This window comes from Enterobacter hormaechei subsp. hoffmannii (assembly GCF_001729745.1).
In the GTDB taxonomy this organism is placed as follows: Bacteria; Pseudomonadota; Gammaproteobacteria; order Enterobacterales; family Enterobacteriaceae; genus Enterobacter; species Enterobacter intestinihominis.
The window spans coordinates 88319-100401 of sequence record NZ_CP017186.1 but is presented as its reverse complement, the minus strand read 5'-3'; the positions used below and the strand labels follow the sequence as shown (position 1 = coordinate 100401).

General features: G+C 50.7%; 12 protein-coding genes and 1 tRNA gene. 6 read left to right on the top strand and 7 right to left on the bottom strand.

Going from position 1 to position 12083, the window contains the following annotated elements; translation table 11 throughout:
• Position 1: 1 nt before the first annotated feature.
• A complete protein-coding gene (gene yicI / locus BFV65_RS00485; RefSeq protein WP_069596127.1) occupies positions 2 to 2320 on the bottom strand; it encodes an alpha-xylosidase in 2319 nt (772 codons plus the stop codon).
• A gap of 12 nt (positions 2321 to 2332) precedes the next feature.
• Entirely contained in the window at positions 2333 to 3724 is a 1392-nt protein-coding gene (locus tag BFV65_RS00480; protein ID WP_048966544.1) for a glycoside-pentoside-hexuronide family transporter, read from the bottom strand.
• A 288-nt stretch (positions 3725 to 4012) separates the two neighbouring features.
• On the opposite strand from BFV65_RS00480, the gene BFV65_RS00475 reads away from it, so the two are divergent.
• Positions 4013 to 4107, top strand: a tRNA-Sec gene (locus BFV65_RS00475).
• Positions 4108 to 4118: 11 nt separating this feature from the next.
• Here the strand turns inward: BFV65_RS00475 and BFV65_RS00470 are convergent.
• Together BFV65_RS00470 and BFV65_RS00465 are read right to left on the bottom strand one after the other, a co-directional pair.
• Positions 4119 to 5684 carry an SIR2 family protein gene (locus BFV65_RS00470; RefSeq protein ID WP_069596126.1) on the bottom strand — a complete coding sequence of 522 codons (1566 nt, stop codon included), beginning with the start codon at positions 5682 to 5684 and terminating at the stop codon, positions 4119 to 4121.
• A 40-nt stretch (positions 5685 to 5724) separates the two neighbouring features.
• Positions 5725 to 5916: a toxin-antitoxin system HicB family antitoxin gene (locus tag BFV65_RS00465; protein ID WP_063137887.1), complete on the bottom strand. Its 192-nt coding sequence runs from the start codon at positions 5914 to 5916 to the stop codon at positions 5725 to 5727.
• A gap of 136 nt (positions 5917 to 6052) precedes the next feature.
• On the opposite strand from BFV65_RS00465, the gene BFV65_RS00460 reads away from it, so the two are divergent.
• Positions 6053 to 6394 (top strand): SymE family type I addiction module toxin, encoded by a 342-nt coding sequence (locus BFV65_RS00460; protein ID WP_038415015.1) that lies wholly within the window; start codon positions 6053 to 6055, stop codon positions 6392 to 6394.
• 123 nt (positions 6395 to 6517) lie between these two features.
• Complete coding sequence (locus BFV65_RS00455) at positions 6518 to 6817, top strand: helix-turn-helix domain-containing protein (protein ID WP_069596125.1); 300 nt, start codon at positions 6518 to 6520, stop codon at positions 6815 to 6817.
• 64 nt (positions 6818 to 6881) lie between these two features.
• Here the strand turns inward: BFV65_RS00455 and BFV65_RS00450 are convergent, their stop codons facing one another.
• The 3 genes from BFV65_RS00450 to BFV65_RS00440 all read right to left on the bottom strand — a co-directional run bounded on the left by BFV65_RS00450 (position 6882) and on the right by BFV65_RS00440 (position 9275).
• Complete coding sequence (locus tag BFV65_RS00450; RefSeq protein ID WP_069596124.1) at positions 6882 to 7763, bottom strand: GlxA family transcriptional regulator; 882 nt, start codon at positions 7761 to 7763, stop codon at positions 6882 to 6884.
• Positions 7764 to 8005: 242 nt separating this feature from the next.
• Positions 8006 to 8485 (bottom strand): YqeJ family protein, encoded by a 480-nt coding sequence (locus BFV65_RS00445; protein ID WP_022646606.1) that lies wholly within the window; start codon positions 8483 to 8485, stop codon positions 8006 to 8008.
• Between the two features lies 1 nt (position 8486).
• The gene (locus BFV65_RS00440) at positions 8487 to 9275 is read right to left on the bottom strand and encodes a winged helix-turn-helix domain-containing protein (RefSeq protein WP_069596123.1); all 789 of its coding nucleotides are present in this window, start codon (positions 9273 to 9275) and stop codon (positions 8487 to 8489) included.
• Positions 9276 to 10109: 834 nt separating this feature from the next.
• Between BFV65_RS00440 and BFV65_RS00435 the strand changes: the two genes are divergently transcribed.
• The 3 genes from BFV65_RS00435 to BFV65_RS00425 are packed head-to-tail and all read left to right on the top strand — an operon-like array spanning position 10110 to position 12080.
• Positions 10110 to 10712, top strand: a complete 603-nt coding sequence (locus BFV65_RS00435) for a helix-turn-helix domain-containing protein (RefSeq protein WP_022646604.1) — start codon at positions 10110 to 10112, stop codon at positions 10710 to 10712.
• A 52-nt stretch (positions 10713 to 10764) separates the two neighbouring features.
• Complete coding sequence (locus BFV65_RS00430) at positions 10765 to 11349, top strand: fimbrial protein (protein WP_022646603.1); 585 nt, start codon at positions 10765 to 10767, stop codon at positions 11347 to 11349.
• A 53-nt stretch (positions 11350 to 11402) separates the two neighbouring features.
• The gene (locus BFV65_RS00425; RefSeq protein WP_022646602.1) at positions 11403 to 12080 is read left to right on the top strand and encodes a fimbrial biogenesis chaperone; all 678 of its coding nucleotides are present in this window, start codon (positions 11403 to 11405) and stop codon (positions 12078 to 12080) included.
• The last annotated feature ends 3 nt before the right edge of the window (positions 12081 to 12083 follow it).

Genomic DNA, 12083 nt, shown 5'->3' with positions numbered 1-12083 from the left:
CTCAGAGGTGAACCACCACCTCATCCCCCTCGGCTTTCACCACCACACCCCACTCGCTGCCCGCATGTGAACCGCCTTTCACGCCGCCAACCTTTTGCACGTTGCGCAAGCACACCGACCAGTTTTGCGCATCTCCCGCGCCGGTAAAGGTCACGACGTCGCCCTGACGTGACGCCTTCAGCGTAAACACCACAGAACCGTCCGCCGCAGGCACTTCGCTTACCGCCGTTGCGCCATCGCTCAGGTTGAAGAGCTGGAAGGCTGTCCCCTCGTGCCACGCATAGTCCGGCTTCTGGTTATTATTGCCGAGCGCCAGCAGCGTGTTGTCGCGCACATAGACCGGCAGGCTCATGAAATCGTGCTGCTGCTTATGCCAGCGGCTACCCTCGATTTCATCGTTGTGCCACAGGTGCGTCCAGCGCCCTTCCGGCAGCCAGAACTGCACATCGCCCGCCTCGGAGAACACCGGCGCCACCATCATCGAATCCCCCAGCATGTACTGGCGGTCGAGGTAATCGCACGCCGGATCGTCCGGGAACTCCAGCATCATTGCCCGCAGCATCGGCGTGCCGAACTCGCGGGCCAGCGCCGCCTGACGATACAGGTACGGCATCAGCTGGCATTTCAGCTGGGTGAAGTGGCGCACCACGTCGCAGGACTCGTCATCGTACGCCCACGGCACACGGTAGGATTTGCTGCCGTGCAGGCGGCTGTGGCTGGAGAACAGCCCGAAAGCGCACCAGCGCTTATAGACGTGCGCCGGAGCGGTGTTTTCAAACCCGCCGATATCGTGGCTCCAGAATCCGAAGCCGGACAGGCCAATCGACAGCCCGCCGCGCAGGCTTTCCGCCATCGATTCATAGTTGGCGTAGCAGTCGCCGCCCCAATGCACCGGGAACTGTTGCGCACCCACGGAGGCAGAACGGGCAAACAGCACCGCCTCTTCTTCTCCCACCGTCTCTTTCAGCACGTTCCACACCAGTTCGTTGTAGATGTAGGCGTAATGGTTGTGCATCTTCTGCGGATCGGAACCGTCAAACCACTGGACGTCCGTCGGGATACGCTCGCCGAAGTCGGTCTTGAAGCAGTCGACGCCGATCTCCACCAGGCCTTTCAGCTTGTCGGCGTACCACCGGCACGCGTCCGGGTTAGTGAAGTCGTAGATCGCCAGCCCCGGCTGCCATTTGTCCCACTGCCACAGGGAGCCGTCCGGGCGCTTGAGCAGGTAGCCCTTCTCTTTCAGCTCACGGAAGATCGGCGATTTCTGGCCGATGTACGGGTTGATCCACACGCAGACCTTCAGCCCTTTCTCTTTCAGGCGGCGGATCATCCCTTCCGGGTCGGGGAAGGTCACCGGATCCCACTCGAAGTCGCACCACTGGAAGGCCTTCATCCAGAAGCAGTCGAAGTGGAACACGTGCAGCGGCAGGTCGCGCTCGGCCATGCCGTCGATAAAGCTGTTAACCGTCGCTTCGTCGTAGTTGGTGGTGAACGAGGTGGTCAGCCACAGGCCGAACGACCACGCAGGCGGCAGCGCCGGACGCCCGGTGAACTGCGTATAGCGGTTTAATACCTCTTTTGGCGTCGGGCCGTCGATCACGAAGTACTCCAGATACTCCCCTTCCACGCTGAACTGCACTTTGGACACTTTCTCGGAGCCGACTTCAAACGAGACATTTTCCGGGTGATTCACCAGCACGCCATAACCACGGTTGGTCAGGTAGAACGGGATGTTTTTGTAGGATTGCTCGGTGCTGGTGCCCCCGTCGCGGTTCCAGGTTTCGACCGTCTGACCGTTGCGCACCAGGGCGGTAAAGCGCTCGCCCAGGCCGTAGACCGTTTCCCCCACGCCCAGATCCAGACGTTCAAACACATAGTTGCGATCGGTGTTGGTATCCTGCACGTAGCCGTTGTTTTTCAGCTGGCTGCCGGTAACGCGCTGGCCGTTGCGCAGGAAATCCAGCGCCCAGAACTCGCCTTTGGTAACGCGCACGCTAACGCTGCCGCTTTTCAGCTCGGCAAATTCGGCGTTGTTTTCAATCTCAACTTTTACATCCTTCAGAACGTTCAGCGGATAGTGCGGGCCGTTGTTCAGCGCGCCCTGGAAGTGCTCAATGCGCACCCCGACAATCCCTTCCTGCGGAGCAAACAGGCGCACCGTGAACATCAACGTGTCGAGCTGCCAGGTGCGTTCGCGCACGTCACGCGGCGCGACGTACACCACCAGGTCATTGCCCTGCTGCTCCACGTCGAACACCTGAACCGGATACGTCACGTTAAGGCTCGGTTGAATAAGCCAGTTTCCATCACTGATTTTCATGCTTACGTCCTCTTAGTTCTGCAATTCTTTACTGACCGGCAGGTTTTCAAACTCCTGCTGATTGCGGCGCGCACCCTGCGCCAGCTCGCGCAGGATTTTGGTCAGGAAGGGGGTTTTCAGCGTGTAGTAGCGCCTGGCGATAATGGCGCTCAGCACGTAACAGATCGCCGGTGCCAGGGTAAACAGACCGATAATGATGCTGATGGTCGCGCTGTTCTGGGTTTTGGCTGCCGCGTCGTAGCCGCCGCCTGCCAGCATCCAGCCGATCATCGCCCCGCCCAGCGCCAGGCCGAGTTTCAGCACAAACAGCGTGCCTGCAAAGCTGATGCCGGTCAGGCGTTTGCCGTTGGTCCATTCGCCGTAGTCGACGGTATCGGACATCATTACCCACTGAATCGGCGTCACCAGCTGATGCAGCACGCCGATAACGAAGATGAAGCCGAACATCAGCATGGTGGCATGCATCGGCACGAAGAACATCGCCACGCTGACCACCGCCAGCGCGGCGTTGGTCCACCAGAAGATGCTGACCTTGCACTTCCAGTCGGTGAGCGGTTTCGCCAGCGCGGAGCCAATCAGGTTGCCGACGCAGTAGGTGGTGAGGAACGCGACGAACACTTCCGGCGAGCCCATGATCCAGGTGCAGTAGTACATCATCGCGCCGCCGCGCACGCAGACGGCGAGAATGTTGAGGATGGTCAGCACGCCGACGATGCGCCACTGGTCGTTTTGCCAGATATCGCGCAGGTCTTCCCGCATGGAGGTGGTGCTTGGCGGCACCTGGATGCGCTCTTTGGTGGTGAAGAAGCAGAACGCCAGCATCAGGAACGCGACCACCGACAGCACGGCGATCCCGCCCTGGAAGCCGAAGGCTTTGTCATCCCCGCCAATAAGGTTCACCAGCGGCATCATCAGCACCGTGGAGAGCATGCCGCCCGCCGTCGCCAGCACAAAGCGCCAGGACTGAAGGGAGATACGCTGCGTCGGGTCGTTGGTGATCACGCCGCCCAGCGCGCAGTACGGGATGTTGACCACGGTATAGAGCAGGGTCAGCAGCGTGTAGGTGATAGCGGCGTAAACCATTTTGCCGTTGAGGCTGAGGTCCGGCGTGGTATACGCCAGCACGCAGACGATGCCGAACGGGATAGCGCCGAACAAAATCCACGGGCGGAACTTGCCCCAGCGGCTGCGGGTGCGGTCGGCAATCAGCCCCATGCACGGGTCGGAGATCGCATCAAGCGCGCGTGCCAGCAGGAACATGGTGCCGACAAACCCGGCGGGAATACCAAAAATATCGGTGTAGAAAAACATCATGTAAAGCATGACGTTATCAAAAATGATATGGCTGGCGGCGTCTCCCATGCCGTAGCCAATCTTCTCTTTTACTGACAATACTTCGCTCATATTTTTATCCTTCACGCTGTAGGGGGCGCTGAGACCGGTTGCATTGGTTTTAAACCATTGTTTCAGGAGCGGGTATTGCGTTTTCTGGTTAAGAGATTACGTTTCTTGTTTTTTGTGATCGGGATAAAAGTTGATGAGCACGAAATGCTAACCTGAGGATTTTCTTAAGAATTAGCTGAAACAGGGGGATTCAGGTCAAAAGAGAGGTGAAAAAAGTGGTGTGGGGTATGTGGTAAATGCCTGAAAGTAGCTATAATGCGCCCCGCCTCCATGTAGCAATCGAGGCGCGGAAGATCGTCATCTCCGGTGAGGTGGCTGGACTTCAAATCCAGTTGGGGGCGCCAGCGCTCCCGGGCAGGTTCGACTCCTGTGATCTTCCGCCAAAAATGCTCATCTACCAACCATGAGTAAGCCTATCGTATAAACATGCTAACTTCCTAAAATAACTTGAATAGCTTGAGTTTTCATTATTAAGTTTCTCTTGATGTTGAACGAGGAAATCCTTCACTACATCCAACTCTAATTTATCCCAAAGGAAAGGGAGATAAATCGCGGCCGACTCCGGTGTCGAATGGTTAATAATATATAAAGTATCTTTATCTTTAAATTTCTTAACAAAAGTCCTCAAATAATTTGAAGATTGATAATTAATAGCTGTCCGATTCACCCATTTATCTAAAGGTAAGCCAGAATCTATATATTCTTTTTGATTTTTGATTCCAATACTGGAAAGATATTTAAACACTACAATATTTGGACTATATCTACCCGCTGATGGAATTACACTTCCAATAATACCATTTGGATCATAGCTTTTATTATCATGCAGCAAGTCATCAAATAAGTCTATGCTGCTAATTTGAGTATAACCACAATTCCCAACTTCAATTTCTTTTCTCTTTGCTTCGGCAACCCCCACTCCGACTATAAATTCAACGTCAGCATGTTTTTCGACTTCATCTATATCTACAACACAAATCTTTTTTTCAGGCTCATTAGATTGAACTAAATTGTAAAGCTGTTCCTTACAATATCTCAAAATTCGCGCTGGAATTTTTCTTTTATTTTCATCAATTGATTCAAATATCGGAATGAAGTCATCCGTCCTTATTAATGTTATTGGGATTTGAACACCATCAATTGATGTATAAGTGTTTGATATGGAGCAATCAGTTAAGCCCTCATCTCTTTCAACAAATATTAGATTATGCTGCAATTGTTCCACATTTTGTGGGCCAATACATGTTGATATAGCGCTAAGCAAGGACGTAATATTTTTATCCGACAGTGAATATCCTATAAAAACCACAGGATGCTCAACAAAAATAGTTATTAACTTCGCTGCAAGATACGGATTTTTCAAATTAAACTCATGGTAATCAGTATCGGTCATAATTAGTGATTTTGGCTTATGGGCGCTTCCGTGTATTTTATAAATCTCAGCTATTGACTGAGGATTTGAGAATAACAACTCATTTTGTCCTGTATAAACCTTGTAATCTGGAAAAAGCTGTTCTAAAAAACAGTCCCAGTTTGTCGTAATTATTCCATCAACATTTAAATTTGATAACAATTTTATTTCATTGTAATAATTACTTTCAGTAAGAGAAACATCGAGTGCATTTGTTAAAAATTCACAAATTTCAAAACGTAGTGCGGATGTTTTATCAACTACCTTCTTATGGAACTTTTCCCTACTACTTGCAAAACGAGCATCCTGCCACCATTCTTGATTAAAGTCTTCTGCAATAAGTCTTGCGGCAGTTGGATAAGTAGAGTCACCGGTAGCCAAATAATATTCGAACGGTTTACCAAAAATGCAATATTTTTCTAGAAGGGATTTCCAATCACATAATCCAAGATATCTCCTAGAAAAACCTGATCCTATAAATAAAAACGGACCTGCATTACGCGACTTAAAAATTGCTGTTAATTGTGTCTTAAGCTCTAGATTATTCATTTCATAATCCAAATAAATTATTAGGTTATCAAAATAGGCATTACTTCACAGGGATTATACCTTTGCGTTTCAGCTCATCACGACCTAAAGTTTTCAACCAATTACCCAAACTCATTCCTTCAGCTTTCGCAGCCGCCTCAAACTGAGCCTTCAACTCCGGCGTAATACGAATCTGGAAAGTCGGTGCTTTTCCGGATTTAGATTTGTTAGGGTCGCGTTTAGCTGTTGACATGTACGTACCTACAAGAGCAAGATATCTTCACTGAGGTACGTACCTTAGCATACGAAAACCTCAAATTGAAATGCCCTCGCCAGGTACTCGCAATACCGGACGAGAGCTAACCTCACCAACTATCAAGGAGTTGATTATGGCTGATTCGCATTCTACCCCAGATACCGACCAATCCGGAACCGAGCATTCGTTAATTGTGGGATACCGCCCGAATGTTTACGACAAATCTACGCCGAGAATAATCCTTTCCGGAAAGTGGCTGCGCGCGGCGGGTTTTGATACCGGACAGCAGGTCACAGTAAAGGTCATGAAAGGATGCATCGTTCTGGTGGCGTATAACGAGCAGGAGCAGAGGTTGCAGGACGACTATAAAAGGACGAAGGCAAAGCTCACCGAGATAGAAGACGCGCTTGCAGCGATTCAAACACAGCTTCCTGGAAAGCACCTCGCAAAATCAAATACAAACCACCTGGCGTAGCGACTATTTCTGGCATACTACGAGCTTACAGACATTACCCTTATGAAGTATTTCTGATAAGGGTTAACGGGTCGAAAATGCAGTTGTTCGGTTTTATCGAACAACTGCCAGCGAGGCAGCCAAGTGAAAACCTTAAATGAAGTGATTGCGTCACGCTCATCGGAAAGCCAACAGCGCATTCAGGAGATGGCAGAGGAAATGTTCCTCGAAACCGGTCTGCAACTTCTGCGTGAAGAGCTCCAGCTTTCGCAAAAACATGTCGCCGATCTTATGGGCGTAAGTCAACCTGCGGTAACACAACTGGAGCAGCGTGGAAACGATCTGAAGATTGCTACGCTTAAGCGTTACATCGAAGCGATGGGCGGAAAACTTAGCATTAACGTGGAACTACCCACTGGCAAGCAGGTTGCGTTTCATCTCTAGCGCGATTGTATCTGTAGTTGATGGCGCAACTATATAAGCCGCATTTTACATCCACCTCAGAAAATTAATTCTGCGACGTGCGCCACACCCCAGGCGTACAACCATACTCCGTCTGAAAATGACGAATAAAGTGCGCGCAGTCGCTGAACCCCATCCGCTGCGCAATATCCGTCACGCTTTGCTGCGAGTTCTTCAGCAGCCAGCAAGCATAGCGCAGTCTGGCGCTGCGGATAAATTCGCGGGCCGTTTTGCCGAATTCTGCGTGGAACAGACGGTTGAGCTGGCGTTCACTCAATGCCACTTCTCGCGCAAGCCCGGCGGTGGTGAGCGGCCGGGTCAGGAACTGTTCTATCAGCATGACGGCGCGGCGCAACCGCGAGTCAGGGATAAGCGCAAGATTCGCCGGACGTGGGGTGGCAATTTCATGCGGAACGAGCGACAAACGCTGACAGGTGGTGCTGGCGATATCATCCCCGGCATGGGCGCGGATAAGCTCAGTTGCCAGCGTCAGGGTGGAAATACCGCCCGGGCAGGTCAGCACATCGCCATCGTCGATGAAATCATACCCTTGCTCAGCATAAACCAGCGGGAAAGCCTGCCGAAATGCATCAAGGTGGAAAGGATGGATGGACGCTCGTCGTTCATTCAGCAATCCTTCCTGTGCGAGGACAAAACTGCCGGTGCCAATGCCAATGAGCGGAACCCCGGCATGGTGGGCATGTGCCAGATACGCTTTATCCCCCTGATACCCTAAGTCCAGATACTGCAATTCACCGCCGATAACAGCAAGGTAGTTAAAACTTTCCGGCGGCCCATGGGGAGAATCCGGCCTCATGATAATCCCCGCATTGCTGATAATCGGGATATCAGGGAATTCACTTATCAGGCTGATTTTAAATGCTAATTTATCCTGAGCTTTCGCTGCATAACGCAGCGCCTCCAGCAACCCGGAGACGGCCAGAAGTGAATAACGGGGCCATAATATCAACCCAATATGCAGACACTTTTCCGGTACTGATTTCCCCCCATCGGAGGAGTCAAATACACTTTTCATTTACTTGCCAAATTTAAAATTAATTACATTATCGCAACATGATCTGTCGCACTTTATATTTCTAAGATAATCCTGATATTTTAAATCAAGCATAAATGAGACGGGAGGAAAATATAATGCTTTTCTCGTTTACATCATTCTTTTTTTGAACCACGACACACATATGTCGGTAATGTTCCTAAGGTAAAGATATAGTTACCATTATGTTGTTCATTGATACGCATATAAATACTCTTGCCCGGATAGACAAAAAATTGCGGTTCATATTTTTCCAGCCAGCTGTCTTCTACATTATCGTCCGGGAACGTCATATTTTTTTCTGACGTCAGCAAATAGAGGCGATCTTTTCTCTCCACCCGAAAGGAAATTTTCCTGTCGATGGTTTTACCCGGATCGCTCTTTGCCCGGCCATTCATGCTCAGGGTTCCGAATTTCCCGTCGAAGGTGTAATTCAGCCAGACCGTCAGCGTCTCATCCGGATGGTGCTGTACCAGATTAGCCTGGCATGAAAAAGGCTGAACGTAAGATCGGTGCCACAGGTAATAGCCCGTCAGCACGCCTGCCGTGACGAGGCCCGTCACGATGACATACAGCATCTGCCGAAAACGAGTCATGCTAGCTATCCTTCAGGAAATAATCAGATATACAGCGGTTCGGTTCTTTCATTGGCCGGTCGCAGCGAATAACCGACGCACGAGGAAGCAGAGCGTACCAGCTGATGTAAACCCAGGGATATTGCGCGCATTCAGCCTTGAATTGTTCTACATAGGTCAGCGCGGAAGCGCGTTCAGCGTGAGTCTGAATGTCGTTCGCAAGATAAACGCGACAGGCCCCGACGGATGCCGCAAAACGGTAATCCTCAACAAAACGGTTTTCCCTGGCGTTCATATATCCCGTCACGCCTCCCACGGCCAGGATGATCAACAGCCCCATAACGACAGCCAGCCAGCGCGTGGACTTCCTGGCAACGGGCGCTGCTGGCGCGGAGGATGCAGAGACCTCCTCGATCGCTGGCGCCTCCACACATTGTCCCTCTGCGGGTTGAGGCGTGACAGGCGAAGGCTCTCTGACGGTTATTTGCGTGTCGCTTGCCAGCGTCAGCCCAATACGGGGAATGGTAACGATAGGGTCAGTTTCAAAACCAATCTTTTTGAGCCCTTTGCGCAGAATGGAGATGTTCTGGTAATAGGTATTGGAGGAGACAAGCATGCCGCGGCTTTGCCAGACAATATCAAGGAACTCTTGCTGAGTGACAATCGACCCCGCTCTGTCGATTAATAACAACAGGCATCGGCCTGCTGGCGAATTTAACACAACCACACGGTCAGGATTGTTGATATCACGTAACGTGCTGGCCGCAGGATGAAATTCGACGATATTATTTATAATGTAATGCTTATGCATAGGGGCAGTATGAATTCTCCGGTTAACAGATGTTGAACCTGAGTCACCGCATGTATGTGATGACATTCGCGTCGGGATTAATGTGACTGATTAACGGCATGCTGTATATCTTCGCCATTGGCGAAAAATCTTAATTTATATTTCATCCCTTAAGCTTCACTGAACCTGCATAAGAACTCAACCCTTGTAGAATGCGGCTTGCAGAGCCGATTCATCCGCGATCATCCTCATTATGATGTTTTGTGAAGTGAATTTCCGCTCCACAGAAGTATCTGACTATCGACAGCATCTCTTTTATCAGAGCCTCTCCTTTTGGCGCTCTCATCGCCTCTTGACATTGACAAATATCTACATAAAAAAACATTGTACGCCACGGACATACGTGTCTGAAATATTCAGTACTCTTAAGCCTTAAGTTTTCTCAACCTGACAAATATCAATAATTTACATGGTTTTTGTATGCTTTTCAGCCACCTCTCTATCAGTTTTTATCGATGATAACATTCGTAAATTGTTATTCCCCGTCAGCAACTTCACACCCGCACTGACACCAGACGACAAACTCCTTACAAAACATTTATCAAAGCTAAATTTTCATTAAAAATAGCGGCTATCATAATTTACAGAAAGCGAAGCGGAATAAGACCAATCAGAGGGAAGCGTCGTAACCGGTCTCGATCTTAGTAATTAATACAATTTTAGATTAATTCAGATTACCTCTTTATTGGCCGACGTATAGTAGGCCTACACTATGCAATACGTCATTGCTTCGAGAATACTGGCGATACCCTTATAAATAATTCGCCTGATTACTATTATAAATCGAGGAATAACATGACGAACAATAACCAAATAACACAGCATATTACTGTTGCATTGATGGGCGGCGATCATTATGCAAGAAACGGCATTAAAACGTTATTACGCAGCATCCGCGACGACCTTCACATCATTATCATAGAAGGAGGTTATCAGGAACTGGATAAGGCGCTGTCGTCGATTCGTATCGATATCTTATTTATATCCGGCGCAGAGAAATACCATACAGGGTATGGCTCACTGAAATATTTAAAAAAAATCAAAGCCACGCATCCAGAGGTGATTATCTGCCTGTACTCAACCTCTGCCCATTCCCTGTTATGGGCCAGGGAAGATATTGATGCCTATATCTCGCTACAGAACACGGTTTATCAGTGGCGGATAAAGCTAGCAAAAATGGTCGATAGCCATTATCGGCCCCAAAAGCAGCCAGCGGCGTTATCGCTGACGCCTGGAGAAAGGAGGGTATTAAAGGAACTCAGGAACGGACTGGATATACGTTACATCGCAGAACTGGAGAAACTTTCTTATCGCCGCGTGAGCGCTTTAAAAAGCTCAGCGATAAGAAAACTCGGGCTCAGGAATAAGACAGATTTGCTGGTCTTTTTAACCAGTTAGACCTGCCGCTTTCAGAGCAAATCTCGTAATAAAAAAACCAAGGAACCATGAAATGAAAGCACGCCTTACTTGCCAATCTCTGCTGGCATTAAGCATTGCCGCCCTGCTGCCAGCGGGCTCAGCACTGGCCGCCACCACCAGCGGCGGCACGGTTAACTTTAGCGGTAAAGTGGTGACCTCCGCCTGTGCCATCAGCGCCGGTAGCGCGAATATCGACGTCGACATGGGTGAAGTGCGTACCGCCACGCTGGCTGCCGCAGGCAGTGAAGCCAGTACCGCAAAAGCCTTCTCCATCACGCTGGAGGATTGCGAAATCGCCGATACCTCCGCGTCCACGGAAGATAACCCCATTGCCGCAACGACCGTGGCTATCACCTTCACCGGTACGCCGGACAGTACCGATGTGAATAGCCTGGCCGCGGGAGTAAACGGCGGCGCGGGCTCGGCGCAGCATGTCGCTATCCGTCTTTATGATGAACAGGGCAACGTCGTCAGGCTGGGTGAGCCGGCAGCAGCGATCCCCCTGCGTGCGGGGGCGAACACCCTGAACTTCAGCGCGAAATATTACTCCCCACTGGGCAACGCCACGGCGGGTGATGCCAGCGCGGTCGCAACCTACACCGTGACCTATTCGTAATCTTCAGGCCCGGTCTGCTGGCCGGGTCTGACTCAGCTTTCAGGAGACGCACAATGCGCGTAAACACATGGATTTGTCTGGCTGGCACGTTATGTTCATCCGCCGTGTATGCAGGCGGCGTGGGGTTGGGTGCAACGCGGCTGGTCTACGCAGGCGCGACGACGCAGACGATGATGCAGGTAAGAAATACCCACCCTGATGCCACGTTCCTGATCCAGTCATGGATGGAAGACGAGAAAGGGAGCCGTACCAACGACTTCGTCATCACGCCGCCGCTGTACGTCATGAAGCCCGCCAGCGAAAGCGCGGTGAAAATCATGTTCAGCGGCAACGCACTGCCAGCCGATCGCGAAACGCTGTACTGGATGACGGTCAAAGCTATCCCACAGCAGGTTAAAAACGGTTCCGGCAATTCGCTGCAATTCGCCTCTGCCAACCGCATCAAGGTCTTTTATCGCCCTGAGTCGCTTCGGGAAGGCGCAGGAGAGGCATGGAAAAACCTTGCAGGCGCCTACCGCGCGGGCAAGGTCACGCTGACCAACCCAACGCCGTATTACCTCACCACCATTAACCTGAAAATTGATGGCAGGCCGGTGTCGCCCGTCATGGTGCCGCCGAAAGCCAGCGTGACGCTGGCAGACACCTTCAGCCATGCGAGCAGCATGAGCTACCAGACGATTAACGATTATGGGGCCTGGACGCCCGTTACCCGCACGTCATTGTCCCAATAATAA

Excerpts from the sequence above, each read along its gene's own strand:
- BFV65_RS00440 (WP_069596123.1), bottom strand. The coding sequence starts at position 9,275 with ATGCATAAGCATTACATTATAAATAATATCGTCGAATTTCATCCTGCG.
- BFV65_RS00465 (WP_063137887.1), bottom strand. The coding sequence starts at position 5,916 with ATGTCAACAGCTAAACGCGACCCTAACAAATCTAAATCCGGAAAAGCA.
- BFV65_RS00445 (WP_022646606.1), bottom strand. The coding sequence starts at position 8,485 with ATGACTCGTTTTCGGCAGATGCTGTATGTCATCGTGACGGGCCTCGTC.
- BFV65_RS00470 (WP_069596126.1), bottom strand. The coding sequence starts at position 5,684 with ATGAATAATCTAGAGCTTAAGACACAATTAACAGCAATTTTTAAGTCG.
- BFV65_RS00460 (WP_038415015.1), top strand. The coding sequence starts at position 6,053 with ATGGCTGATTCGCATTCTACCCCAGATACCGACCAATCCGGAACCGAG.
- BFV65_RS00430 (WP_022646603.1), top strand. The coding sequence starts at position 10,765 with ATGAAAGCACGCCTTACTTGCCAATCTCTGCTGGCATTAAGCATTGCC.
- BFV65_RS00435 (WP_022646604.1), top strand. The coding sequence starts at position 10,110 with ATGACGAACAATAACCAAATAACACAGCATATTACTGTTGCATTGATG.
- BFV65_RS00480 (WP_048966544.1), bottom strand. The coding sequence starts at position 3,724 with ATGAGCGAAGTATTGTCAGTAAAAGAGAAGATTGGCTACGGCATGGGA.
- yicI (WP_069596127.1), bottom strand. The coding sequence starts at position 2,320 with ATGAAAATCAGTGATGGAAACTGGCTTATTCAACCGAGCCTTAACGTG.
- BFV65_RS00425 (WP_022646602.1), top strand. The coding sequence starts at position 11,403 with ATGCGCGTAAACACATGGATTTGTCTGGCTGGCACGTTATGTTCATCC.